20 protein-coding genes and 1 other annotated feature are annotated in these 26,970 nt (G+C 44.4%); of the genes, 13 read left to right on the top strand and 7 right to left on the bottom strand.

The features are described from left to right. Nucleotides 1-149: 149 nt before the first annotated feature. Nucleotides 150-1,619: a glutamate synthase subunit beta gene (locus tag ED652_RS01200; protein ID WP_122053245.1), complete on the bottom strand. Its 1,470-nt coding sequence runs from the start codon at nt 1,617-1,619 to the stop codon at nt 150-152. Next, nucleotides 1,619-6,166 carry a glutamate synthase large subunit gene (gltB, locus tag ED652_RS01195; RefSeq protein ID WP_122053244.1) on the bottom strand — a complete coding sequence of 1,516 codons (4,548 nt, stop codon included), beginning with the start codon at nt 6,164-6,166 and terminating at the stop codon, nt 1,619-1,621. Before gltB ends, ED652_RS01200 begins: the two co-directional genes overlap by 1 nt. A gap of 530 nt (nt 6,167-6,696) precedes the next feature. Here gltB and ED652_RS01190 point away from each other — a divergent pair. The 4 genes from ED652_RS01190 to ED652_RS01175 all read left to right on the top strand — a co-directional run bounded on the left by ED652_RS01190 (nt 6,697) and on the right by ED652_RS01175 (nt 12,446). Further along, nucleotides 6,697-7,650, top strand: a complete 954-nt coding sequence (locus ED652_RS01190; RefSeq protein ID WP_122053243.1) for a TIGR01212 family radical SAM protein — start codon at nt 6,697-6,699, stop codon at nt 7,648-7,650. 92 nt (nt 7,651-7,742) lie between these two features. Next, on the top strand, nt 7,743-9,494 hold the full coding sequence (locus ED652_RS01185; protein WP_017106801.1) for a diguanylate cyclase: 1,752 nt from the start codon (nt 7,743-7,745) through the stop codon (nt 9,492-9,494). Nucleotides 9,495-9,661: 167 nt separating this feature from the next. Then, nucleotides 9,662-11,995, top strand: coding sequence for an aerobic respiration two-component sensor histidine kinase ArcB (gene arcB, locus ED652_RS01180; RefSeq protein ID WP_122053242.1), 2,334 nt, complete (start codon nt 9,662-9,664; stop codon nt 11,993-11,995). Nucleotides 11,996-12,002: 7 nt separating this feature from the next. Further along, entirely contained in the window at nt 12,003-12,446 is a 444-nt protein-coding gene (locus ED652_RS01175; protein WP_017106799.1) for a hypothetical protein, read from the top strand. A gap of 147 nt (nt 12,447-12,593) precedes the next feature. Here the strand turns inward: ED652_RS01175 and arcA are convergent, their stop codons facing one another. Then, nucleotides 12,594-13,310: a two-component system response regulator ArcA gene (arcA, locus tag ED652_RS01170; protein ID WP_122053241.1), complete on the bottom strand. Its 717-nt coding sequence runs from the start codon at nt 13,308-13,310 to the stop codon at nt 12,594-12,596. Nucleotides 13,311-13,682: 372 nt separating this feature from the next. Continuing rightward, the gene (locus tag ED652_RS24130) at nt 13,683-13,841 is read right to left on the bottom strand and encodes a ribonuclease activity regulator protein RraA (protein ID WP_122053240.1); all 159 of its coding nucleotides are present in this window, start codon (nt 13,839-13,841) and stop codon (nt 13,683-13,685) included. A 47-nt stretch (nt 13,842-13,888) separates the two neighbouring features. Here ED652_RS24130 and ED652_RS01160 point away from each other — a divergent pair, with 47 nt between their 5' ends. Further along, on the top strand, nt 13,889-14,374 hold the full coding sequence (locus tag ED652_RS01160; RefSeq protein WP_017084784.1) for a putative 4-hydroxy-4-methyl-2-oxoglutarate aldolase: 486 nt from the start codon (nt 13,889-13,891) through the stop codon (nt 14,372-14,374). A gap of 33 nt (nt 14,375-14,407) precedes the next feature. Here the strand turns inward: ED652_RS01160 and ED652_RS01155 are convergent, their stop codons facing one another. Then, a complete protein-coding gene (locus ED652_RS01155) occupies nt 14,408-14,884 on the bottom strand; it encodes a ribonuclease regulator (RefSeq protein WP_122053239.1) in 477 nt (158 codons plus the stop codon). Nucleotides 14,885-15,201: 317 nt separating this feature from the next. Further along, nucleotides 15,202-15,320, top strand: a sequence feature (Thr leader region). Between the two features lie 29 nt (nt 15,321-15,349). Here ED652_RS01155 and thrA point away from each other — a divergent pair. The 4 genes from thrA to ED652_RS01135 all read left to right on the top strand — a co-directional run bounded on the left by thrA (nt 15,350) and on the right by ED652_RS01135 (nt 20,929). After that, nucleotides 15,350-17,809 (top strand): bifunctional aspartate kinase/homoserine dehydrogenase I, encoded by a 2,460-nt coding sequence (gene thrA / locus ED652_RS01150; protein ID WP_122053238.1) that lies wholly within the window; start codon nt 15,350-15,352, stop codon nt 17,807-17,809. A 17-nt stretch (nt 17,810-17,826) separates the two neighbouring features. Beyond that, nucleotides 17,827-18,783, top strand: coding sequence for a homoserine kinase (thrB, locus tag ED652_RS01145; RefSeq protein ID WP_065113213.1), 957 nt, complete (start codon nt 17,827-17,829; stop codon nt 18,781-18,783). Then, a complete protein-coding gene (gene thrC / locus ED652_RS01140; RefSeq protein ID WP_065105625.1) occupies nt 18,780-20,066 on the top strand; it encodes a threonine synthase in 1,287 nt (428 codons plus the stop codon). Before thrB ends, thrC begins: the two co-directional genes overlap by 4 nt. Nucleotides 20,067-20,269: 203 nt before the next feature. Further along, on the top strand, nt 20,270-20,929 hold the full coding sequence (locus ED652_RS01135; protein WP_102296590.1) for an NADPH-dependent FMN reductase: 660 nt from the start codon (nt 20,270-20,272) through the stop codon (nt 20,927-20,929). A gap of 178 nt (nt 20,930-21,107) precedes the next feature. Here ED652_RS01135 and grcA read toward each other — a convergent pair whose 3' ends face one another. Continuing rightward, nucleotides 21,108-21,485: an autonomous glycyl radical cofactor GrcA gene (grcA, locus tag ED652_RS01130; RefSeq protein ID WP_009848415.1), complete on the bottom strand. Its 378-nt coding sequence runs from the start codon at nt 21,483-21,485 to the stop codon at nt 21,108-21,110. Between the two features lie 326 nt (nt 21,486-21,811). Between grcA and nfo the strand changes: the two genes are divergently transcribed. From nfo to ED652_RS01115, 3 genes are all read left to right on the top strand, one after another. Then, nucleotides 21,812-22,720, top strand: coding sequence for a deoxyribonuclease IV (nfo, locus tag ED652_RS01125; protein ID WP_122053237.1), 909 nt, complete (start codon nt 21,812-21,814; stop codon nt 22,718-22,720). A 397-nt stretch (nt 22,721-23,117) separates the two neighbouring features. Then, nucleotides 23,118-23,798 (top strand): uracil-DNA glycosylase, encoded by a 681-nt coding sequence (gene ung / locus ED652_RS01120; RefSeq protein WP_102269559.1) that lies wholly within the window; start codon nt 23,118-23,120, stop codon nt 23,796-23,798. An 86-nt stretch (nt 23,799-23,884) separates the two neighbouring features. Continuing rightward, nucleotides 23,885-24,436 carry a hemerythrin domain-containing protein gene (locus ED652_RS01115; protein ID WP_017110542.1) on the top strand — a complete coding sequence of 184 codons (552 nt, stop codon included), beginning with the start codon at nt 23,885-23,887 and terminating at the stop codon, nt 24,434-24,436. A gap of 75 nt (nt 24,437-24,511) precedes the next feature. Here ED652_RS01115 and ED652_RS01110 read toward each other — a convergent pair whose 3' ends face one another. Further along, a complete protein-coding gene (locus tag ED652_RS01110; protein WP_017110543.1) occupies nt 24,512-24,700 on the bottom strand; it encodes a DUF3545 family protein in 189 nt (62 codons plus the stop codon). 710 nt (nt 24,701-25,410) lie between these two features. On the opposite strand from ED652_RS01110, the gene ED652_RS01105 reads away from it, so the two are divergent. Continuing rightward, nucleotides 25,411-26,841 (top strand): sodium:alanine symporter family protein, encoded by a 1,431-nt coding sequence (locus tag ED652_RS01105; RefSeq protein WP_009848420.1) that lies wholly within the window; start codon nt 25,411-25,413, stop codon nt 26,839-26,841. Nucleotides 26,842-26,970: the final 129 nt, after the last annotated feature.

Here is a 26,970-nt window from a genome sequence, read left to right as displayed (position 1 = left end):
GAGATTTAACATGTTCAGCAGGAGTGATTGAGAAAGAGTGAAAGGCCAGATAGAAAAAAGGCTAGCATCGAGTGCTAGCCAAATATAAAAGTTAGGAAGGGTGTTGCTTTTTCCCTAGGCTAACGTCAACGACATTAGCCCGAGAAATATTATGCGGAAAGCATGAGTGAATCAGCTTTCGCTTCTAAGTTTGAGTTACCCATTAAGAAGTCATCAATGGCAATTGCACATTCACGGCCTTCGTTAATACAACGTACAACCAGAGACTGGCCAGTACGCATATCACCAGCAGCGAAAACGCCTTTCTGGTTCGTCGCATAACCTTCAGAGGCCACGTTGCCGCGCTCGTCCAGTTTAATGTCTAGCTGAGCCAGTACACCTGTTGGTTCTGGGTGTAAGAAGCCCATCGCTAGAAATGCCATATCACAAGGGATAACACGTTCAGAGTTTGCTACTTCATCAAAACCTGGACGTTCACCTGGTTTTGCATCTTGCCAAACGATGTCAGCAATGCGAAGTCCGGTTACATTACCGTTATCGTCAGAGATGAACTCTTTAGTCAGGATGTTCCAATGACGTTCACAACCTTCTTCGTGAGAAGTGGTGGTCTTCATGATCATTGGGTATTGAGGCCAAGGCATATTAGCAGGGCGCTTCTCTGGCGGGATCGGCATGATCTCAACCTGAGTAATGCTTGCTGCTTTATGACGATTTGATGTGCCCACACAGTCAGAACCCGTATCACCACCACCAATAACCACAATGTGCTTATCTTTAGCGTGAAGCTCTTCTGTTTTTAGGTCTAAGTCGTTGGCACGGCGGTTATTTTGACCAAGGAATTCCATGGCAAAGTGAACGCCTTTCAGCTCACGACCTGGGATTGGCAAGTCACGTGGAACCGTAGAACCACCCGTTAGCAATACCACATCAAACTCTTGGCGTAGCTGTTGAGCATTAACATCAACACCGATGTGTTGGTTCACTTTAAACTCAACGCCAGCTTCAGCCATTAGGTTGATCTTACGATCAATCACATCCATACCCAGTTTGAAATCTGGGATACCGAAACGCAGTAGGCCACCCACTTTCTCGTCACGTTCAAATACCGTCACAGAGTGACCGGCACTGTTTAGTTGCTCAGCAGCAGCTAGACCAGCGGGGCCTGAACCGATAACGGCAACGGTTTTACCCGTACGTGAACGAGGTATTTTAGGTTTTGCGTACCCTTCACGGTACGCAGTTTCTACAATTGTTTTCTCGATATTACAGATAGTGATTGGGTCTTGGTTGATACCAAGAACACAAGCGCTTTCACAAGGAGCTGGGCACACACGACCTGTAAATTCAGGGAAGTTATTGGTAGAGCTTAGAATATTCCAAGCTTCTTCCCAGCTGTCACGGTAAACCGCATCATTGAATTCTGGGATGATGTTACCAATTGGACAACCGTTGTGACAGAAAGGTACGCCACAGTCCATACAACGAGATGCTTGAGTATTGATCTTTTCACCAAACTCTTCGTTAAGTACGAACTCTTTGTTGTCTTCAATTCGAACTGACGGGTCGAGCTTCTTTGGAAGCTCACGACCGTGTTCTAAAAATCCAGTAGGCTTACCCATTATACTGCCTCCACTTCTTCCGTTTGTGCCTGTTGTGCTTCAGCTTTACGCTTTTGAAGAACCGCTTTGTAGTCACGTGGCATTACTTTAATTAGTGATGCAACACTTACTTCAAAGTTGTCTAGGAAAGACTGAGCAACTTCACTTCCTGTGAATTCAACATGCTTAGTTAGCATATCTAGTAGAAGATCTTTATCTTCTTGTTCAATTGGATCTAGGTCGACAAGTTCTGCGTTGAGCTTGGTTTCGAAGTCGCCTGCTTTATCCCAAACATAAGCGACACCGCCACTCATACCTGCAGCAAAGTTACGGCCTGTTGAACCAAGGATAATTGCCGCGCCACCTGTCATGTATTCACAACCGTGGTCACCAACACCTTCAACAACAACCTTCGCACCAGAGTTACGAACACAGAAACGTTCGCCAGCCATACCGCGAATGAAAGATTCACCTGAGGTTGCACCGTAGAAACATACGTTACCGACCACGATATTATCTTCCGCGACGATAGTAGATTTCGCATCTGGGTACAGTACCAACGTACCGCCAGACAGACCTTTACCCCAGTAATCGTTCGCGTCGCCTTCTACTTCGAACTTAACGCCTTTCGCAAGGAACGCACCGAACGATTGACCGGCACTACCGTGGAACTTAACGTTCATTGGTTGCGGTAAACCTTGGTCTTTGTAAACTTTCGAGATTTCGTTCGATAGCATCGTGCCTGCTGAACGGTCCGTGTTGATGATAGGGAACTGAGCGGTAACCGCTTCACCTTTCTCAAGCGCTGGGATTGCAGCCTGAATCAACTTACGGTCTAGAACGTCTTCAAGATTATGATTCTGTGTTGTCTGGTTGTAGATACCATCTTCTGCACGAGCCTGCTCAATGTGCAGTACTGGTGTTAGATCTAGGTTCTTGTACTTCCAGTGACCGATGTCATCACGAACTTTAAGTTTGTGCGATTGACCAACCATCTCATCAATAGAGCGGAAGCCAAGTTCAGCCATTACTTCACGTAGACCTTCAGCCATGTATTGGAAGAACGTTACTACGTCTTCTACGCGGCCGTCGAAACGCTCACGAAGAGATTTGTTCTGTGTTGCGATACCAACAGGACATGTATTCTTGTGACACTTACGCATCATGATACAGCCTTCAACAACTAGAGCAGCTGTTGCTACGCCCCATTCTTCAGCGCCAAGTAACGTTGCGACTGCAAGGTCACGTGGTGTTTTCATCTGACCATCAGACTGAACAACGATACGGTTACGTAGGCCGTTTTTCAGTAGTGTTTGGTGCGTTTCCGCTAGACCCAGTTCCCAAGGCAGACCTGTGTGACGGATAGAAGACATCGGAGATGCACCCGTACCACCATCAAAACCTGCGATAAGTACTACGTCAGCTTTCGCTTTTGCTACACCTGATGCAATCGTACCTACGCCAGCTTCTGATACTAGCTTCACGTTGACACGGCCGTTACGGTTCGCGTTTTTCAGATCGTAGATCAGCTGAGCCAAATCTTCGATTGAGTAGATATCGTGGTGTGGCGGTGGAGAGATAAGACCTACGCCCGGAGTCGAGTGACGTGTTGCACCGATCCAATCATCAACCTTATCACCAGGTAGTTGACCACCTTCGCCAGGTTTCGCACCTTGAGCCATCTTGATTTGCAGCTCATCAGCGTTAGATAGGTAGTAAGACGTTACACCAAAGCGACCAGAAGCCACCTGTTTGATTGCTGAACGTTCCCAGTCACCGTTTTCTTTGCGTTCGAAACGTGCTGGATCTTCACCACCTTCACCTGAGTTTGATTTCGCGCCAATGCGGTTCATTGCAACAGCCAGTGTTGAGTGAGCCTCATGTGAGATTGAACCAAAGCTCATTGCACCTGTTGCGAAACGCTTAAGGATTTTTTCAATAGGTTCTACTTCTGCTAGAGGAATAGAGCCTGCTGGGTTCTTGATGAAATCAAGTTGGCTACGTAGTGTTGCTGCGTTGTCGCCTTGAGCATCAACGGCGTTCGCGTACTTTTTGAATTGACCGTAATCTTTGTTACGCGTCGATTCTTGAAGTAGAGAAATCGTCTCTGGGTTGAATAAGTGTTTCTCACCACGTTGTTTCCACTGGTAAACACCACCAACATCAAGAATCTGTGCTGGGATTTCACGAGCAGGGTAACCAACACGGTGACGTACTAGGACTTCGCGTGCGATATCATCGATCGTTAGACCTTGAATACGAGAAACGGTACCTGTGAAGTATTTTTCAACCACTGATTTGCTGATACCAAGAGCTTCAAAAATTTGAGCGCCGTGGTAAGACTGCAGGGTAGAGATACCCATCTTCGAGAAGATCTTCAGTAGACCGCCGTTAACACCTTTACGGTAGTTATCGAATAACTCACGTGGATGAACGTTTGGATCTAGCTTCTTAGTACGTTGCAGTTCAACAATCGTTTCGATCACTAGGTATGGGTTAACTGCGTTTGCACCGTAACCGATTAAGGTTGCAAAGTGGTGCGTTTCACGCGCGTCACCCGTTTCAACCACGATGTCACACTTAGCACGTAAACCTTTACGGATTAGGTGGTGGTGAACAGCGCCAACCGCCAGCATTGCTGGGATAGCTGCGTGGTTTGAGTTAACCGCACGGTCAGTCAGTAGAATGATAGAGTAACCATCAATAACCGCATCTTCCGCATATTGGCAGATACGTTTAAGTGCGCGCTCTAACTTACCTTGGTCGCCATTTGCTTGGAATACGATATCCAGCGTCTTCGATTGAAGGTGCTCGTTATCGATTGCACGCAGTTTCTCTAACTCTGAGTTAGAAAGAACAGGAGACTCAAGTTCTACTTTTTGACAGTGTTCAGGTGTTTCAGCAAGTAAGTTCTGATCTTTACCTAGGTAAGTGTTCAGAGACATAACCATACGCTCACGAATCGGGTCGATCGGCGGGTTAGTTACTTGTGCAAACAACTGCTTAAAGTAGTTTGAAAGGTGCTGCGATTGATGAGAAAGAATCGCTAGCGGCCAGTCAGCACCCATTGCAGAAAGTGGCTCGTAGCCTGTTTTTGCAAGAGGGAGAATGATTTCGTTTACTTCTTCAGAGCTCACACCAAACGATTGTTGTTTGTGTAGCAGTTTCTCTGGAGAAGGTTGGTTAAATTCGTTGCTCGCATCCGGTAGCTTTTTCAAGCTCAGAAGATTCTCTTCAACCCATTTTTCGTAGGGTTGCGATTTAGCGATGCCGTCTTTCACTTCTTCATCAGAAATGATGCGGCCTTGCTCAAGGTCAGCAACGAAAATACGACCAGGCTGTAGACGACCACGGTATTCAACGTTTTCTGGTGCGATTTCAACTACGCCAGATTCAGACGCCATCACTAGGAAGTCGTCTTTAGTTACTGTGTAGCGAGAAGGACGCAGACCGTTACGGTCAAGCGTTGCACCAACTTGAACACCATCGGTGAAACATACTGATGCCGGGCCATCCCATGGTTCCATTACGTTCGCGTGGTACTGGTAGAACGCGCGACGAGTTGGATCCATGTTTTTGTTTTCTTGCCATGCTTCCGGGATCATCATCATCAATGCATGCGGCAGAGTACGACCAGACAGAACCAGAAGCTCAAGTGCCATATCGAAGTTTGATGAATCCGAGCTACCTTCCTGACAGATAGGCAGTAGCATGTCGATTTCAGCTTGTGTGAACAGATCCGATTCAAGGATAGCTTCACGTGCTTTCATCCAGTTTAGATTGCCGCGAACCGTATTGATTTCGCCATTATGCGCAATGTAACGGAAAGGCTGAGCTAGACGCCAACGTGGGAATGTATTGGTAGAAAAGCGAGAGTGTACAAGTGCTAGAGCTGTCACCATGGTTGGGTTTTGCAGATCTAGGAAGTACTGAGGAACTTGTTCTGTTGTTAGCTGACCTTTGTACACCAATGTCTTGTAAGACATAGAGTTGATGTAGAAGTCATCACCAATATTTGACACGCTTTCTAGGCATACACGAACCGTGTAGTTACGCAGAACATACAGTTTGCGTTCAAGCTCTTCTGGTGTAGTACCAGGGCCGCCAGAAATAAAGACGTGTTCAAATTGAGGTTCAGTGCTTAGTGGGTCAGCACCAATCATTGAATTGTCAGTTGGAAGTTCACGGTAGCCGATAACTTCTAACTCAAGGCGTTGTGCATTGCGCTCTAAAATATCGCGGCACTGTGCACGTTTGTGTTCATCTTTAGGGAAAAGTACAACACCAACACCATATTTTTCAAAAGATGGCAGTTTAATTCCAAGCTTAACGGCTTCTTCTAGTAAGAATTCGTGCGGCTTCTGTAGCAGGATACCTGCACCATCACCAGAACACGGATCGCAGCCTTGGCCGCCACGGTGTTCCATACGTGCAAGCATATCGAGTGCTTGAGTTACTACATCATGAGATTTGCGATTCTTTAGATGCGCAACAAAACCGATACCACAAGCGTCATGCTCCAGTTCAGGAGTATACAGACCCTGTGAGTTCTGCTCTTGATCTACCATAGATACATCCTTCCAGTTAAATCTAGGCGCAACTTATTTGTATAAAGTTAGCCTTGTCCTTTTATATTTATGGGTCTAAACCTGCCTATGCTGGCGGTTTGAATCCTTTCCGTATCTCGCAGGAAAAGTATTGCGAGAAAAACAATCCTTAGTGATATCCGTTTATTTTTAGCCACAAACTAGTGGTTTATATAGGTGGGATATGGATATCACCGACTTATTAACAAGTTTTCGTTGTAAGTAAATACACAAAAATAGCCAATATGTGTAAGTATCCTACAATTTTGTCTAGGCGAATTGCAATGAAAGTTGCCCCATATAGACCATTTTTTTCGTTTTATTTTGAATTTAATGTCTAACAAATGTGCAACATTAGGCAAATAGAGCCGATTTTTTGCATGTTTATTGATATTTGATAGGTTGCTCGCAAAAGGCCTTGAGTAAACTAATTGGTTGAATTTTGCAGGGATGTAATTTTTTTTCAGAAATAGACTGATATTCATTCTTATTTACTTGAGCACTTTCAAAATATGCAATTACACGAGTTGGTTAATACTATCGGCCAAGACCTTCAGCGCCGTTATGGCGAAAAGGTTCATAAACTGACACTGCACGGCGGCTTTAGCTGCCCAAACCGCGACGGGACAATCGGCCGTGGTGGGTGTACTTTCTGTAATGTCGCTTCATTTGCCGACGAACAAACTCAAATTCAAAGTATTGCTGATCAGTTAAAAGATCGTGCGGGTGAAATTGCCCGAGCTAAGAAGTACCTTGCCTATTTTCAGGCGTACACCAGTACTTATGCTGAAGTGCAAGTGCTCAAGAATATGTATGAAGAAGCGCTTAGAGCACCGGGTGCTGACATTGTTGGTTTGTGTGTCGGAACAAGACCTGATTGTGTTCCTGATTCTGTGTTAGAACTGCTGGCGGGTTATGTGGAGCAAGGCTATGAAATATGGCTTGAGCTAGGCTTACAAACCGCAAACGACCAAACATTGAAGCGGATTAATCGTGGTCATGATTTTGCGGTGTATGAAACGATCACCCAGCGTGCACGTGCTTTAGGGATCAAGGTGTGTACCCACCTGATTGTTGGCCTGCCGAAGGAAACTAAAGCCGATAATCTTGAAACTTTAAACAAAGTACTCGCCGTTGGCACCGATGGTATCAAATTGCATGGACTGCATATTGTAGAGGGCAGCACCATGGCCAAGGCGTGGAAAGCTGGCAAGCTCGAGGCACCAACCTTGGAGGAGTACATTGATATCGCTAGTGCAATTATCCAACGTACGCCTGCTCATGTGGTCTATCACCGAGTTTCCTCTGCCGCACGACGTCCAACACTGCTCTCTCCTTTGTGGTGTGAAAACCGATGGCTAGCGATGACAGAAATTGGCCGCTCATTAGACAAGACGGGCGCTCAAGGCATTGAAACGGGCGCAGCATTTGAATACACATTGCCTGTATTAAACAGTGGGAATTGATAGATTTGAGCAGAAAGTAGGTAACAGCAGATAATCCCCATAATTAGTGGTAACATTTCCCTCACAGAATTAATGGTAAAGATTGAGAGTAAATGGAACTGGTTATGACTTGGTTGTGGGACAGGGCGTATGGCTACGGTATTTATATCGTGATCATTCTGCTTATTGGTCTCATATGCTGGCACCTTTATTCTCGTTATCAGTTACATATAGAAAAACTTCTACTTGCTACGCCATCACCACTCTACTTTGTCGACATCCGAAGTGGCGAAATTTTATATGCTAATCGTCAAGCGATGCAGTTACTCGGCATTCGTCAAATTGGTATCAATTTTCGCTTTCCCACCATCGAGAGTGAGAATAGCTTTCGTCATTATCTGACCAATCATCGTAACTCCCGAGCGTTTGAACAGCTTTCGCTTTGGGCGCTTTCAGAGTTCGAATTTTTCAAAGTGAATTTGGTTGGTCGTCGGATCGTTTTTAGAAGTAAAAGCGCGTGGATGATCCATGCATCCCCCTATAAAAATACCGACGAAGAATACTCCCAAGAAGTGCGTGAGTTAAATGTCTCGCGTACTGCCTTAGACTCTTTATCTGAGTTGATCTACGTGAAAGATCCAAAGGGTGAATTGGTCGCGAGTAACCGATCTTTTAAGAAGTTTTGGCATGGCCGCCCAGAAGAAGGCACCTTGAGTGTTTCTGGTGGCGCATTGAAAGGACGTGTGAGTGAACGATCTTGGACTACGGATCAAGATGGCAAAAGTTGCCTGCTCGAAACATATCAAAGTGTTTTACTGTCTCAAGATGGTGAAACCATAGGAACGCTCTCTATCAGTCATGACGTGACCGACTGGCATGACATGCAGCAAAAACTGCGTGGTGAGATGGAAAGGCGTAAAGATACCGAAGTGGCTCTTGCTCAGCGTGACACCATCCTCCAAAACATCTTGGAAGCGAGCCCTGACTCGATTGGTATCTTCAACGAAAACATGGTGTATCAAGCGTGTAATAAGCCGTTTGTGGCGGCGCTGGGTATCTCTGAAGTGTCGGATTTAGTGGGCAAGCGCTTGCAAGATGTGGTGCCTAATAGCATGTACTTACGTCTTTCAGATACGGATCAGCAAGTGCTTCATCAAGGTAAATCGCTGCGTTACATTGATAAGGTGGTTTCCAGTGATGGCGAGTTCACTTGGTATGACGTGGTTAAATCTCCGTTTAGGGATCCGGCTTCGAGTACCAATGGTGTGTTGATCATGGCACGTGACATCACCGAGCGTTATTTAGCGGAGCAGAAGCTTGAAGAAGCGAACCTTGAACTTGAACGTTTGAGCTTCATGGATAGTCTTACTCAAGTCTCTAACCGACGTCGTTTTGATGAACAGTTATCGACACTGTGGCACTACCATGTGCGAGAGAAGTTACCACTGACCATCATGCTGTGTGATATCGACTTCTTTAAAGGCTATAACGACTTTTATGGTCACCAACAAGGTGATGATGCACTCGTTCAGGTTTCTCAGGCATTTAAGCAAGTGCTGAATCGTTCATCGGATTGTGTGGCGCGCTACGGTGGTGAAGAGTTCGGCTTTATTCTGCCTAATACGACGACTGACGGCGCATTGCTGGTGGCAAAACGCATTCATGACGAAGTACAAAAGCTCGGTATTGAACATCAAGACTCGGCAGTCTCTGAACTCGTGACGGTAAGTATCGGTATCATCTCTTATATACCGACACCGAATGATGAAATGGAGTCGGCGGTTGCATTGGCTGACAGCGCGCTCTATCAAGCGAAATCTGATGGCCGGAATCAATCAAGCGTACATCCATCTTCAATTGGTTAAGACTATAAATTACTTCATTTCATTGACCGTGCTGTTTTTGCTTGGTCGGCATATTATTAATTAACCACGATATTGCTTTGAATCTCTTGCTGCGTGTGATGTAGCTAGCTTACCTCCCATCTTCAAACAGGGTAGAATGTTGCTAGTCTTATCGCATGGAGCGCTAAATGAAACCCATGAAAAATCTTGCTCAGTATTACGTAGATCTGCTCGTAAAACTGGGGATTGTCCGCTTTTCTATCTTACTCGCCTTAGCGCTTGTTGCCCTCGCTGTTGTTGTGCAAGTAGGTATCACCCTGGCACTCAAAGGTAATGTCGATGATATCGACATTGTTCGTTCCGTTTTCTTTGGTCTGGTGATTACCCCTTGGGCGGTTTATTTCCTTTCTGTGGTTGTTGATCAGCTAGAAGAGTCTCGTCAAAGGTTGGCAAAACTGGTCTCTAAGCTTGGTGACATGCGAGAGCGAGATCAAGAACTCAACAGCAAACTGCAACTCAATATCGAGAAGCTCAATCAAGAAATTGAAGAGCGAGAAAAAGCGGAAGAAGCACGTGCAGAAGCAATGCACGATCTCGAAAATGAGGTGTTCCAGCGTGAGCGAACTCAGCTTGAACTCGCAGAACGCACCGCACTGCTGCGCTCATTTATCGATGCTTCTCCCGACCTGATTTACTATCGTAATGAAGATGGTGTTTTCTCAGGTTGTAACCGTGCGGTTGAAGAGCTGACAGGGAAAACTGAGAAAGACTTAGTGGGTTTGACTCCTTGGGATGTCTATAGCAAAGAGATCGCTCAACAGGTTATTGAAACCGATAAGAAAGTGTTTGCCGACAATCAAGCACTGACCTACGACCAATGGCTGGAATATCCAGATGGTCGTAAGAGCTACTTCGAGCTACGTAAAGTGCCTTTCTACAGTAAAGATGGTCGCCATCTGGGCTTAGTGGGTTTTGGTCGCGATATTACGGAACGTAAAGAGCATCAAGAATCACTAGAGAAAGCCAGTCGCGACAAGACCACCTTTATCTCAACCATCAGTCATGAACTAAGAACGCCACTCAATGGCATCATCGGCTTGAGCCGTATGTTGTTGGATAGCCAGTTGACCACTGAACAGCGTAAACACATGCAAACCATTAAGGTGAGTGCGGTGACGCTGGGTAATATCTTTAACGATATTATCGATATGGATAAGTTTGATCGCCGTAAACTAGAGTTGCTTCCAACCCCGATTAACTTCGAAGATTTCGTTGCCGAGATGGAGAGTATTTCCGCTCTAATGGCAGAACAGAAAGGCTTACGATTCGATCTGGAAAGGTTATCGGACTTGCCAACCTCAGTTAAAGTTGATGGCACACGTCTAAGACAAGTGCTGTGGAATTTGGTCAGCAACGCCATGAAGTTTACCAAAGATGGTGGCGTGGTGATGACGGTCAGTGCAGATATCGACGGTGACTTTGCCGATATCACCATGGAAGTCGAAGATACGGGAATCGGCATACCTGAAAGTGAAGTCGATAAAATTTTCGCGATGTACTATCAGGTGAAGTCTGGTTCTGACAATCTGCATGCGGTAGGCACAGGCATTGGCCTTGCGGTATCGAAGCAGCTGATCAACATGATGGATGGTGACATTGACGTTACCAGTGAAGAGGGCTTCGGCAGTACCTTTACGGTTTCTATTCGTGTACCGGTGAATCACGATACTCAGGCTCTGATTAAGACACCAAGAAAGCAGTCGAACCTTAAGATCTTCATGGTCGAAGATATTGAACTCAACATTACGGTCGCTCGCTCTCTGTTGGAAAGCTTAGGCCATGAAGTTACGGTGGTGATGACAGGGCAAGAGGCACAAATTGTTTTCCATCCAGAAGACTATGATTTGGTGTTGCTGGATATCCAACTGCCAGATATGACAGGTTTCGATATTGCTCAATACTATCGAGAGAAATACAGCAAGCTGCCGCCTTTAGTCGCCTTAACGGCCAATGTTTTAAACAATAAACAAGAGTATCTACAAAAAGGAATGGATGAAGCGATTAGTAAGCCACTGTCGGTGAAAGCCATCCAAGACGTGATATCGAAATTTATTGAGAACACTCCTGAAGTGATAGAAAAAGCAGAGGTTATTAAACCGGTTGTTTCTTCGATTGATACCACTTTGCTTGATACTGATATGTTAGAGTCTTATGTTGACATTGTTGGGCCGAAACCGGTTTTGGATAGCATCGTGATGTTTGAAGATATGATGCCGGAGTATATGGAAATATTGAACTCCAACATGGTCGCAAAAGATCAAGCAAGCATCGTTTCTGAAGCGCACAAGATCAAAGGTGCCGCAGGTTCAATTGGCTTGAAGCGTATCCAGCAAGTTGCTCAGAAAGCTCAATCACCAGATATGCCTGCTTGGTGGGAGAATATTTCAGATTGGGTTGATGAAATTAATAACGAATACCAGAATGACATTGAAGTCTTAAAGAGTTGGTTAAATCAAAGGTAGAAGAATAATGAAAAAATTAGCATTCGCCGCATGCGTTGTGGCATTAGCGGGTTGTTCTGCACCACAAGTTGAATGGCAGCAAGACAATCAAGTAGAAGTATCTGCAGCGACAGTCACAATGAAAAGCAACCTTTGGCTGAACAAGATGCCGACGATTGGAGAGACTCAAGATAAGACTCTGCATGGTGCTATTTACTTAGAATCAACCTCAGAACTGCCGGCAACGCTTGCGGTTGAGAGTGTTACGGTCAAGCAGGGTGCTGATACTCTGTTGGTGACGGCTGACGATCTTGATTTAAGAACGCACAGTGAAACTCAGTGGGAAGTCGCTTTTGTATGGCAGCTAGAGATCGACAGCGAACAGCCTGTTGATGTTGCAGTAGAGCTTAAAGATGGCGAAACCGTGAAGTGGTTGGTAGAGAAAGACGTGAAGGTCGATACGGTCTACTAATTGACTTGCCTAATGGTTCACGTTGAATGAACAACAAAAAAGGGAGAATGCGTTGGCATTCTCCCTTTTTAATAACGATTGATTCAGCTTCTGATGTTAGAAGTGCTAACTGGTTAGCAGGACTAAACGGGCAGAAGCGTAATCGAATTAGTCTTCTAGGTCACCACAAAAGCGGTAGCCTTCACCGTGAATCGTTGCGATGATTTCTGGCGTACCAGAAACAGATTCAAAGTGCTTACGAATACGACGAATTGTTACGTCTACAGTACGATCGTGTGGCTTAAGCTCACGGCCAGTCATCTTCTTAAGAAGGTCTGCACGTGTTTGGATCTTACCTGGGTTCTCACAGAAGTGAAGTAGAGCACGGAACTCTGAACGAGGTAACTTGTAGCCTTCGCCATCTGGGCTAACCAGAGAACGACTGTTGATGTCTAGTACCCAACCGTTGAACTCGTACTTCTCAACGTTACGTTTTTCTTCTTGAACAGAGCTTGTGCTCATTGAACGGTTAAGAAGGTTACGTGCACGAATAGTCAGTTCACGAGGGTTGAAAGGCTTAGTGATGTAGTCATCAGCGCCGATTTCTAGGCCAAGGATCTTATCAACTTCATTATCACGACCAGTTAAGAACATAAGCGCTACATTTGCTTGCTCACGTAGTTCACGCGCAAGTAGTAGGCCATTCTTACCTGGAAGGTTGATGTCCATAATTACAAGGTTAACTTGGTTGTCAGATAGCACTTGGTGCATCTCTTCACCGTCGCTAGCCTCAAAAACAGCATATCCCTCTGCTTCAAAAATACTCTTTAGAGTGTTACGAGTTACTTGCTCATCTTCAACGATAAGAATCTGCGGGGTTTGCATTTGGCGGTACCTAAATTTGTGACGAAACTGTGCTAATAGAATAAATTCTAGGCAAAAACATAACATACAGGTAATGTAATTTTGATGATAACTTAAAGTTTTCAAAAAAACACTTACTTCCAGCTATCTGCCTTCCTTGAAGTATTGCCCAATAACGTAGATCCAGTACGCCTTTCAATCATTCTGTTAGTGATTGCAATGGATTCTATAATGTTAACAGCATGCTAACAACGCGAGAATGTTAATTCCATTCACTTTGTTGATTTACATCAATTGCCGTATCGCAACAAACTTTAATAGTATGGCTACAACTTAACCAATGTTATGGTGATTATTTAGCAGCAAAACTAGAATGATTATTCGAGGTAGTTATCATATCTCGCCTGCTAAAGACCAGATTAGGAACCAAGGAAGCTGAAAGCTGTCCTTAGAGTCTAGTAGATAAATATGCGCAATCAACTCTAGTTCAATATTAAATTGCGCATAGAACAATGAAAACAAAGGATTAATTCTAACAACATATAAAAGCATAGAGGCACACCCGCATTAGCCGGCAACGCCTTTCTCACGGAGGATATATGCACGATATAACACCTGATTTGTGTGACGAGTTTGAAAGCAAAGTCACCTTACTGAACATGCCATTACAGAACTTCGGCCAACGTGGTGCGTTCTGGGGAAAAATTGTAACAGTTCGTTGTTATCACGATAATTCCAAGGTTCGTGAGGTTTTAGAGACCGATGGCTGCGGCAAAGTACTCGTTGTAGACGGTAATGGCTCGTGTCAAAAAGCGTTACTTGGCGACCAATTGGCAATTCTAGCCATAGAAAATGGTTGGGAAGGTGTCATTGTGAATGGTGCGGTTCGAGATGTGGCGATGATGGCGCAGATGGATCTTGGTATTCAAGCTCTAGGAGCCTCTCCATTTAAAACTGAGAAGCACGGTGTTGGGCAGGTTAATGTCACGCTCACGGTACATAATCAACTGATTCAACCGGGCGATTATATTTATGCTGACTGGAACGGTGTCTTAATCTCAACGGAATTGTTGATTGAATCTTAACGGGCTTATCAATCAATCAATAAGTGAGATAGATTAGAAACGAAAGCCCAGTCCCACTTCAACACCGCGTTGCCACTCTTCATAATCAAGGGTGGCATGCATATCTAAATTGTCTGTTAGCTGGACACGGCTCGATACTTCGGCGGCCACTGACTTGTCGTTATCTTCTGTCTCGTCTTTATAGGTATGCAGAGAGCTGTTGAAAGAGATGCGTTCAGAGAATTGATAGCTCACTCCACTCAAGAAACCACTTTCGTATTTGAGAGAGTCACTGTTAATACGTGCTCCCACATAAAGGTCAACATCAGCAAATAGACTGTAGGAATAGCCGCTGTCTACTTTCCACGTATCGAAGCTTTCGCTAGAAGCGTTTTGGGTTGAGATAAAGAACTTATGAGAAGAGCTGTCTATCTGGCTTGGTAGCAGAGGTAAACCGCTTAATATAGGTAAGTCATCCGAAGAACAAACAGCAGGCACAGCAAAGACTAAAAGAATAAGTAATCTCTTCACTTCCCACTCCTGATGTAATTATTATTGTTCTTCGAACGTTATCGTTCAATTAAAGCACAGAATTTGTACGTTCGCTGCACAATCGATATAGCATTTTGTTATGACTATATATGCAACTGCTTACCTTTGTTTGTTTGATGAGTTAATCCAGTCTCTGAATGGCAGGCTGATGCAGGGTGTTTTATCCCTTAAATGACGGTTTGCTCTGAAAAACGGTGTGAATGTAAAAAAAACGCAACTTTTCATTGACGTCTAGTGGTAAAAATTGATACACGTAGAGTAAAGCACAAGCAGAGAATTTGATATGCAGCACGTAAGCCACCTAGTAATGACCACCACCATTATTATTACCGACATTCACATTGTTGGGGCAGGCTGCTAAGTAACGGATTTTAAAAAAAAGGCCTGTATCCAACAAGATACAGGCCTTTTTTTGTACCATTTTTATGACTTATGGAGAAAGGGATGCGCGTTTTAAAGTTTGGAGGTTCATCATTAGCTGATGCAGATCGTTTTTTACGAGCGGCTGATATCATCGCTAATAATGCCCAGCAAGAAGAGCTAGCCGTTGTACTATCGGCTCCAGGAAAAACAACCAATAAGTTGGTCGCTGTTATTGAAGCTGCACTAAAAAATGGTGAAGCTGACGTACAAATTACAGAGATTGAATCATCGTTCACGGATCTTTTTACAGAGATTCAAGCGGTATTGCCGTCAGTTGATGGCGCTGCGTTTCAAGAGCAGGTCGATACCTCTCTTGCTCAACTTAAGCAGTTCGTGAATGGTATTAACTTACTGGGCATGTGCCCGAACCATGTTAATGCTCGCATCATCAGTAAAGGTGAGCGAATCTCGATTCAGTTAATGAAAGCGGTATTAGAAGCGAAAGGCCAACCAGCAAGTCTGATTGACCCAGTTCAATACCTATACGCTAAAGGTGACCACCTTGAAGCGATGGTTGATGTGGACATTTCTACACAGAACTTCCGTCAATCGCCACTTCCACAAGGCCACGTTAACATCATGCCTGGCTTTACAGCAGGTAACGAAAAAGGTGAGCTAGTCACACTAGGTCGTAATGGTTCAGATTATTCAGCGGCTGTATTGGCAGCGTGTCTGCGTGCTGATTGTTGTGAGATCTGGACTGACGTCGATGGCGTTTACAACTGTGACCCACGCTTAGTGGATGATGCCCGTCTTCTTAAATCACTTAGCTACCAAGAAGCGATGGAGCTTTCTTACTTCGGTGCTTCAGTTCTACACCCGAAAACAATCGCACCGATCGCACAATTCCATATTCCATGTCTGATCAAAAACAGCTTCAACCCACAGGGTGCAGGCACTTTGATTGGCCAAGACACTGGCGAAGATAACCTAGCGATCAAAGGTATCACTACGCTAAGTGACTTAACGATGGTTAACGTATCAGGCCCAGGTATGAAGGGCATGGTAGGCATGGCGAGTCGTGTATTCGGCGCGATGTCTTCTGCAGGCGTTTCTATTGTCCTTATTACTCAATCTTCTTCTGAGTACAGTATCAGCTTCTGTATTGAATCGGCTGACAAAGTGAAAGCGAAACAAGTGTTATCAGATGCGTTTGAACTTGAACTTAAAGATGGCCTATTAGAGCCTGTTGAGTTCATGGATGATGTTGCGATTGTGACGCTGGTGGGTGACGGTATGCGTACTTCACGTGGCGTTGCTTCTCAGTTCTTCTCTTCTTTAGCTGAAGTGAACGTTAACATCGTTGCTATTGCTCAAGGCTCTTCAGAGCGCGCTATCTCTGCGGTTATCCCTGAAGATAAAATCTCAGAAGCAATCAAAGCGTGTCACGAGAACCTATTTAACTCTAAGCACTTCCTAGACGTATTCGTTGTTGGTGTCGGCGGTGTTGGTGGCGAGCTTGTTGACCAGATCCAACGTCAGCAAGGCAAACTGGCTGAAAAAGGCATCGTGATTCGCGTATGCGGCCTAGCAAACAGCAAAGGTTTGTTACTAGACAGCGACGGTCTACCGCTAGAACAGTGGCGTGATCGTATGTCGAGTGCGACAGAAGAGTTTAGCCTAGCGCGTTTAGCGGCACTTGTTCAACGTAACCACATCATCAACCCTGTGTTGGTTGACTGTACGTCTAGCGAAGGTATTGCAGGGCAATACGCTGATTTCCTAGCGGCTGGTTTCCACGTTGTAACACCAAACAAAAAAGCCAACACGGCAAGCATGGCTTACTACCATCAGCTTCGTGAAGTGGCACGTAACTCTCGTCGTAAGTTGATGTACGAGACAACAGTAGGCGCAGGTCTACCGGTAATCGAAAACCTACAGAACCTAATCTCTGCAGGTGATGAGCTTGAGAAATTCAACGGCATTCTTTCTGGTTCACTGTCTTACATCTTCGGTAAGCTTGATGAGGGTATGACACTCAGCCAAGCAACCAACATTGCTAAAGATAACGGCTTCACTGAGCCGGATCCTCGTGATGATCTGTCTGGTATGGACGTCGCGCGTAAGCTGCTTATTCTTGCTCGTGAAGCGGGTATGGCACTTGAGCTTGAAGATGTTGAAGTAGACCAAGCTCTGCCACCGGGTTTTGATGACTCAGGTACGGTTGACGAGTTCATGGCTCGCTTGCCAGAAGCGGATGCATACTTCAAAGAGCAATCAGCTATCGCAGCAGAAGAAGGCAAAGTACTTCGTTATGTGGGTGAAATCGCTGAGGGTAAATGTAAGGTTCGCATCGCAGCTGTTGATGGCGATGACCCAATGTTTAAGATTAAAGATGGTGAGAACGCTCTGGCATTCTACAGCCGTTACTACCAGCCAATCCCACTCGTTCTGCGTGGCTACGGTGCAGGTACTGAAGTTACAGCAGCAGGCGTATTCTCTGATGTGATGCGTACTCTTGGTTGGAAATTAGGAGTTTAAGAATGAGTTCAAGTGATATGGATGTTGTCGTTTATGCTCCTGCATCAATCGGCAATGTCAGTGTAGGTTTTGATGTGCTGGGGGCCGCTGTGTCTCCAGTGGATGGCACATTGCTTGGTGACCGAGTAATGGTTAAAGCCGGTGATGAACCATTCTCGCTAAAAACAGCAGGCAGCTTTGTTTCTAAGCTGCCAACTGAAACCAAAGAAAATATTGTCTACGACTGCTGGGTTGTGTTCTCTCGCGAGTTAGATAAGAAAGGTATCTCAGTTAAGTCTTTAGAGATGACGCTAGAGAAGAACATGCCTATCGGCTCTGGTTTAGGGTCGAGTGCATGTTCAATTGTCGCGGCGCTTGATGCCTTGAACCGTTTTCATGGCCAACCGTTGAATGAAACTGAACTGCTTGCTCTTATGGGTGAAATGGAAGGTAAGATTTCAGGTGGCATACATTACGATAACGTAGCGCCATGTTACCTTGGTGGTGTGCAATTAATGTTGGAAGAGCTTGGCATTATTAGTCAAGAGGTTCCATGTTTTGACGATTGGTATTGGGTAATGGCGTACCCAGGCATCAAGGTCTCAACGGCTGAAGCGCGAGAGATCTTGCCTTCTCAGTATCGCCGTCAAGATGTGATTGCCCATGGTCGTCATTTAGCGGGCTTTATTCATGCTTGCCACTCTGGTCAGCCGGAACTAGCCGCTAAGATGATCAAAGACGTGATTGCTGAACCATATCGTGAGAAACTGCTTCCAGGGTTTGCTGATGCACGTAAATATGCAATGTCAGCAGGAGCATTAGCTACTGGAATTTCTGGTAGTGGCCCTACGCTATTTAGCATTTGCAAAGAACAAGATGTCGCCGAGCGTGTTGCACGCTGGTTAGAACAAAATTACGTACAAAATGAAGAAGGATTCGTCCACGTTTGTCGCTTAGATAAACAAGGTTCGATCGTTACAGGAAGTGAGTTATGAAGCTGTACAACATCAAAGAAAACGATGAGCAAGTCTCTTTTGGCCAAGCCGTTCGTCAAGGTCTAGGTCGTAATCAAGGTCTATTTTTCCCATCAGAGCTGCCTAAGTTCGATGACATCGATGCACTACTTGCAGAGGACTTTGTCCCTCGTAGTTCAAAGATTCTTTCTGCTCTAATTGGTGATGAGTTACCAAAAGAACAGATCGATCAACTAGTGGATGCGGCATTCCAATTCCCAGCACCGATCAACCAAGTGAAAGACGGTGTTTACGCACTTGAACTGTTTCACGGTCCAACGTTAGCATTTAAAGATTTCGGTGGCCGTTTTATGGCTCAATCTTTGGCTGCGGTTTCTGATGGCGGTCAAATCACAATCTTAACGGCAACATCGGGTGATACTGGCGCTGCGGTTGCACACGCATTCTACGGCATGGAAAACATCAACGTTGTTATCCTATACCCGAAAGGCAAGATCAGCCCACTGCAAGAAAAGCTATTCTGTACGCTAGGTAAGAACATTCACACTGTAGCGATTGATGGCGATTTTGATGCGTGTCAGGCATTAGTAAAAGACGCGTTTGACGATGCTGAACTGCGTAAAGAAATTGGCTTAAACTCAGCAAACTCAATCAACATCAGCCGTTTGATGGCTCAGATCTGTTACTACTTTGAGGCGGCTTCTCAGCTAACCAAAGAGCAACGTGAAAATCTGGTTATCTCTGTACCAAGTGGTAACTTTGGTAACCTAACTGCGGGTCTATTAGCGAAAGCGCTAGGCTTACCAGTTAAACGCTTCATTGCAGCAACCAACGAAAATGACACGGTTCCTCGTTACCTAGAAACAGGTCAATGGGATCCAAAACCAACGGTTGCGACAACATCGAACGCGATGGATGTGAGCCAACCAAACAACTGGCCACGTATCGAAGAGCTTTGCCAACTGAAAGGTTGGGGACTGGATACTTTGGGTAAAGGTAAAGTATCTGATGAGCAGAGTGCTGAATCAGTACGCGACCTAAAAGCTCAAGGCTACCTGTGTGAACCTCATGGTGCGATTGCTTACCGTCTATTGGAAGAGCAACTGCAAGAGAATGAGACTGGCCTGTTCTTGTGTACGGCACACCCGGCTAAATTCAAAGAAGTGGTTGATGACATCTTAGGTACTGACATTGAACTTCCTGGCCCGCTGGCTAAGCACGCGGTGATGGAGTTGTTGTCTGAAGATCTAGACAATGATTTTGAAGCTTTGAAAGTGGTACTTCGCCGAGTTCAACCAGCTTAATCTGGTAGAGCCTAGAAGTGCAGACCTGTATAATTTAGGTCGTTGAGAGAAAGGTGAATGAGCAATCATTCACCTTTTTTATTGCCTGAGTAATTTTTAGAAGTAAGCTCTAGTGAAGTATTTTCTTCAGCTTGATGGGGTTGACTCAAGCTCGGTAACTGAACTGAACTGAACTGAACCAAAGTTTAATAGAAAGGGGTAGTATGAATTTTTTAATTTTTCTTGGATCTGTACGTGAGAGCACACCACCAAGACCTGCTCGATTAGGGATGAGAGTCAGTAAAGCGTGTGAAAAGTTACTGGTGGAGAAACATTCTGAGCATACGGTCGAAATCATCGATCCTTTGAATTACGATTTTGGCGATGTGTTTAAGCCTGAGTTTTCTTATCATCGTTCTAAAGTGCCAGCACATCTTGCAGAATTAGCCGACAAGATCGCAAAGGCTGACGGCTACGTGATGGTTAGCCCGGAATACAATCATTCGATGAGCCCAGCGCTAGCTAATATTCTCAACCATTTTGGTAGCTCGCTATTTTCATATAAGCCGAGTGCGATTGTGACTTACTCTGCGGGTCAGTGGGGTGGGGCAAGAGCATCCGTTTCGATGCGAACCTTCTTATCAGAGTTAGGTTGTTTACCGGTTTCTGCGATGATTCATCTGCCTAAAGCACAAGAAGTGTTTGATGAAGAGGGCTGCGTTGTTCAAGAGTCAGAACAAGCGCAATGGGATGAGTACATGAACCGAACTTTCCATCAACTGATGTGGTGGGCGCAAGGAGCGGCGTTGCAAAGAGACAATGTCGATCCAACCGCTTTAGCGAAAGCCTTCACCAAAGCTCCTTCTCAACGAAATGCGCCATAACCAAATTTGATTGGTGACAGTACTTGGTTGATTCTGAGTTAGCTGATACCGCGTTGATATATTTGGTTGAGCTTGTGTTGAGATAGTTAGCGATAAGAAGTAGGCAACACAAAAACTAAAAAAGCTTGGCCATTTCTGACCAAGCTTTTTAAATCTTTAACGCTCTACTTTACTGAGATTATAGAGACTCAGTGAACGTACGTGCGATAACGTCACGTTGCTGTTCAGTAGTTAGAGAGTTGAAACGTACAGCGTAACCCGATACACGGATAGTTAGCTGTGGGTAGTTCTCTGGGTGAGCAACAGCATCTTCTAGCGTTTCACGCTTAAGAACGTTAACGTTTAGGTGTTGACCACCTTCGATGCGTGGTGCTGCTTCGATAGCAACTTCACGGCTTTCGTACTCGCCTAGGTCTGCAGCTGAGATAACTTGGTCAGCTTCGAAACCTGAAGTAGCAACAACACAACGAGCTTCATTCTTCTCGCTATCTAGTAGCCAGATTGAGTTTAGTAGGTCATCGTTTGCTGCTTTAGTAATTTGAATACCTTGGATCATAACTATCTCCTAGTCCACTGAATGTGGTTTGATTATGGTGTTAACTTTCGATTTTTATTGAGCTGGGTAATATATACCTAATATTAGCAAGGTTAATATTGATTTAAGTCAAAAAACAACCAAAAACCATATTTTTACAAAGGTGATTATATTGAGGTAAATCAATAAATCCTTTGAAAACAAAGTAATTACAAAATATTTTAAAGTATAAAAAATATTTAACAGTCTTATTTGTTGTAAGTTTACTACATTTGTTGTGTTTTTATTGAACTACAAACGATACGACCCTTTATTTATTAAGCATTCTGAAAGTGTAAAGTGATTTAATGACAAACAATAATTCATCTTCAAAACCTCAAACCAATATTAAGTTTATTGGTGCTCATGTGTCTGCTGCGGGCGGTGTCGATCAGGCGCCAATGCGTGCTCGTGAGATTAGCGCCAATGCTTTTGCACTGTTCACCAAAAACCAAAGACAGTGGGCAGCAAAGCCGCTAGAAGCTAAAACCATTAGCGCCTTTAAAGCCAACTGCAAAATGTTAGGTTTTAGCGCTGAGCACATTCTTCCTCATGATTCCTACCTTATTAACTTAGGAGCACCAGAAGAAGAGAAGCTAGAGAAATCACGTGCGGCTTTTATTGATGAAATGGAGCGTTGTAATCAACTTGGACTAACGCTTTTGAATTTTCATCCTGGGAGTCATTTAAAGAAAATCTCAGAAAGCGAATGTTTGGCTAAGATCGCTGAGTCGATTAACTTGGCTCACCAAGCGGTGCCTGATGTGATTGCGGTGATTGAGAATACCTCGGGGCAGGGCACGAACCTTGGCTGGAAGTTTGAGCATCTAGCAGAGATCATCGACCAAGTAGAAGATAAGTCACGCGTCGGCGTGTGTTTAGACACCTGTCATACCTTTACTGCTGGCTATGACCTACGAACAAAAGAAGCGTGTGAGCATACTTTTGCTGAGTTCGACCGCATCGTGGGTATGCACTATCTAAGAGCAATGCACATCAATGATTCAAAAGCTGAATTCGCGAGTCGAGTCGATCGACATCATTCTTTAGGAAAAGGCGAAATTGGCTGGGATTGTTTTGAGTATATTGCCTCTGATTCTCGCTTTAATGGTATCCCTCTTATCTTGGAAACCATTGATTCGACGATCTGGAAAGAGGAAATTCAACAACTTAGAATGTTTCATCGCTCAGCAACGCTAGCGAGCGAAGAAGCGTAATAATAGAGGGGAAAATTTATTTCCGTCTATTTCTAATAATTGGCACCTTTCTTTCATAGTATTAAAGTGAATATGTAGTTCACGATGTCTTAGAGGAGGTGCCTTTATGTATTCAATCACCCAAACTTCAACTGTTGCTGTCGCACGCCGTTTACCAACACCAAACCGTCACGTGCATAACCACGGGCACCATCGTACACAGCAGAAAAGTGGTTAATCGAGATAAACACAACTTGAACTGATTATTATGATTCTTCAACAAGTGAACCCTACACATCATGTTTATTGATAGCTGTATGAGGTATAACTAGAGCCTTATTTAGGACAGTTAGCCGATACAGCTATTTTTTTGTCTGGCGAAAGGCCATAGAAACCTTGATGATTGGGAAGTAAAACGATGAGCGCACCAAAGACTTGGGAATCCATTATTAATGATGAACGTGAGAAAGCGTACTTTCAGAGTGTGCTCGCGTTTGTTGAACAGCAACGCAATAGTGGGAAAACCGTCTACCCTCCTCAAGAGCAGGTGTTCAGTGCTTTTGATATGACGCCTTTTGAGTCTGTACGCGTGGTTATCCTTGGGCAAGACCCTTATCACGGTGCCAACCAAGCTCACGGCTTAGCATTCTCTGTGCTGCCTGGCGTTAAAATCCCACCGTCTCTGCGTAATATGTACAAAGAACTCGCACAAGATATAGAGGGCTTTGAGATCCCTAGCCATGGCTACCTCGACACTTGGGCATCTCAAGGGGTGTTAATGTTGAATACGGTACTAACCGTAGAAGAGGCAAAAGCACACTCACATGCTAAGTGTGGTTGGGAAACCTTTACCGATACCATCATTGCTGAGCTGAATCAGCGTTCTGAGCCGATCATCTTCTTACTGTGGGGCGCGCATGCCCAGAAGAAAGGCCAAGCCATTGATGCAGACAAACATCATGTGTTGGTTGCACCTCATCCATCACCATTATCAGCACGCCGTGGTTTTTTCGGTTGTCAGCACTTCTCGATGACCAATGAGCTACTCTCTTCTATTAATCAACAGCCTATCGATTGGACATTACCACTGGCACTGTAGGTTGATGATTTTCTGAGCAGGGTCAAACCACAAATTGCTATCTTCATATACACTTATAAATAGTAGGTGTAATGGAGTGCAATACTATGATGATTGAAAGGATAAGAAGAGAGCACGGTTATATGGCTCGTTTGCTCGCGATTCTCAAGAGTAAATTAGAGTGCCTAAAGCAAGAGCGTGACATTAACTATAGTTTGATCGCTGAGGTGGTTCATTACTTGATGAACCATTCAGATAAGGTGCATCACCCTAAAGAAGACATTATTTATCGTTACTATCTCAAGCAGTACGGCAGTGACCAAGTAATTGAAGACTTGGAATTAGAGCATCAACTGCTTTCTGAGAAAACGGCTGACTTTTTAGGTTTGGTCGACATGATCTTGCAAGATGCGGTTGTTCCTCAGCAGTTTTTTATTGAACAACTAGAAGGTTTTGTCGCTGTTCAGAAAAAGCATATGGAACTGGAAGAAAGGTTCATTATCCCCAAGATTGTGGATGCGTTTACGGTACAAGATTGGCAAGAGGTCGAATCGCAATGGCAACTGCCTGAAGATGACCCTGTATTCGGGCAAACCATCGCAGACCAGTATAAGCAGTTAGCAGATCGAGTTCGCCAAAGTGAAGGCGAATGTGTGTAGTGAATGGATTGGCTCTCACAAAAAATAAAGGCACCGTTTAGGTGCCTTTATCATTCAATTTATTTGTTGTTCTGATTAAAGCTTAATATCGTCTAAGCTAAAATCGAGACCGAGATTCATCTCTCTGAGCTCTTTCTCAAGCTGTCTACGATCGTTGATCGCCTCAATTTCTCGCCATTTTCGTTTAAGTGGTTTTGAGCGAGTCTTGGTAGCAACGCGTGGTAATTCTAGTTCTGATATTTCATCAAATTGAAAGTGGTCCATAAGCTATATCTCCATCCGTGGGCTAGTCTTTACAGACTATTAGATACCATATTTGGTTCTACAATAACCTTGATTTGTTTCTCATTTGTTTCAAATTCATGAAGGTTTTGTTTGTGTTTCCTATGCATGCTCACACATTACTGTTTATTTTCTGTATAAAAAACAAGCAAACAGACTGACGTAAACGATTAAATTACGCGTGTTTTAATGTTAATTCATTGTGCGAAAGGAATAGTACTTTAACGACAATGCATACAGCTGCGTATTGTGTGATGAGGGGGAGGGGTTTAATCGCTATAGAAAAAATCACAGATCTTCACTAAACCTTGTAAAACCTAGGCTGGCGCTATTTTTATCGAATGTCATTCTTGTTAAACCAAGGCACTGGCCATTGTTGATATTATGTCCCGATAATGTGACTTTTATTGGGCTTGATTGTTGAAAGTTGTGTTAATAAAACGTGTGTTATTAGTGAAATGTCATTTAAATATTAATCTGTTTGCATATTGATTTTTAGGCCGTCTCGCTGCATTATCCGCCCGTCAAAAAATACACTGATACGTAAAATGGATGCATGAAGCGACATTTACAATCTAGATCGCAACAAATAAATATAAAACGAATGCCGATACAACATTGACACTGGCATTGGCGATTTAGAGGAAGGCTCGGAAGCAAGATCGGTGCTTAAACTCAATTACGAGGTTCACGTGACAGACTTAATCAATTTGATGAACGATCTCCTTTGGGGATCTATCTTAGTTTACTTACTCGTTGGTGTGGGTATCTACTTCACTGTACGACTAGGCTTCATTCAATTCCGCCATTTCGGCCACATGTTCTCTGTTCTTAGAAACAGCCGTAAAGCAGACAGTGCTGGTATCTCTTCTTTCCAAGCTCTTTGTACTAGTCTAGCTGCTCGTGTAGGTACAGGTAACATGGCAGGTGTTGCAGTTGCTCTTACCGCTGGTGGCCCTGGTGCTATCTTCTGGATGTGGCTAATTGCCATGCTAGGTATGGCAACATCGTTTGCAGAAAGCACACTGGCACAGCTATACAAAACGCGTGATAACGACGGTAACTACCGCGGCGGTCCTGCATACTACATGGAGAAAGGCCTAGGTATGCGTTGGATGGGGGTTCTATTCTCTATCTTCCTAATCATCGCATTCGGTCTAGTCTTCAACGCAGTTCAAGCGAACGCGATTGCAAGTGCAATGAATACGGCATTCGACTTCGAACGTAGTTACGTTGGTGTTGGCATCGTTATTATCTCTGCATTCGTTATCTTCGGTGGTATCCGTAAGATTGCTCGCACTGCAGAAATCATTGTTCCAATCATGGCACTGGCTTACTTAGCTATCGCTATCTACGTAATGCTTATGAACATTGAGAAAGTGCCTGAAGTTCTGGCTCTTATCTTCAAGAGTGCATTCGGTCTGCAAGAAGCAGCTGCGGGTGGCCTAGGTTACGCAATTGCGCAAGCTATGATTAACGGTATCAAACGTGGTTTGTTCTCGAACGAAGCGGGTATGGGTTCTGCGCCAAACGCAGCAGCTTCTGCTACGCCTTACCCACCACACCCAGCATCACAAGGTTATGTGCAAATGCTAGGCGTGTTCATGGACACGATTGTTATCTGTTCTGCAACAGTAGCAATTATCCTGATGTCTGGTGAGTATGTACCACACGGTGAAGTGACGGGTATCGAACTAACGCAACGTGCACTAACGGCACAAGTTGGCGAATGGGGCGGCATCTTTGTAGCGGTAGCGATTTTCTTCTTCGCTTTCACTTCAATCATTGCAAACTACTCGTACGCTGAAACGAACCTTATCTTCCTTGAGCACAACAACAAGAAGGGCCTAGTGCTGTTCCGTATCGTTGTTCTGGGTATGGTTATGTTCGGTTCTCTCGCGACACTACCAACGGTATGGGCATTGGCTGACGTATCGATGGGCCTAATGGCGATTGTTAACTTGGTAGCGATCATCTTGCTATCGGGCATCGTGATTAAGCTAGCGAAAGACTACAACCGTCAATTAGACGCGGGTAAAGTACCCACGTTCGATGCGGATGATTTCCCAGAGCTTAAAGCTCAATTGGAAGATGGTATTTGGGTTAACAACAAGAAGAAGTAATCTTGTTGGAGTGATTCATCACTCATCCTAAAATCATTTGAAAGGCTAAGGTTTCGACCTTAGCCTTTTTCTTTGCCTGCGATTTCTATCTGTTTGCGATCTTTTCTTCATTAACGATTTTTGTTTTGT

Origin of the sequence: Vibrio sp. Evd11, from assembly GCF_900382755.1 — a bacterium.
GTDB lineage: Bacteria > Pseudomonadota > Gammaproteobacteria > Enterobacterales > Vibrionaceae > Vibrio > Vibrio lentus.
The sequence above is the reverse complement of the archived record's forward strand: the minus strand, read 5'-3'. Positions and strand labels throughout refer to the sequence as shown.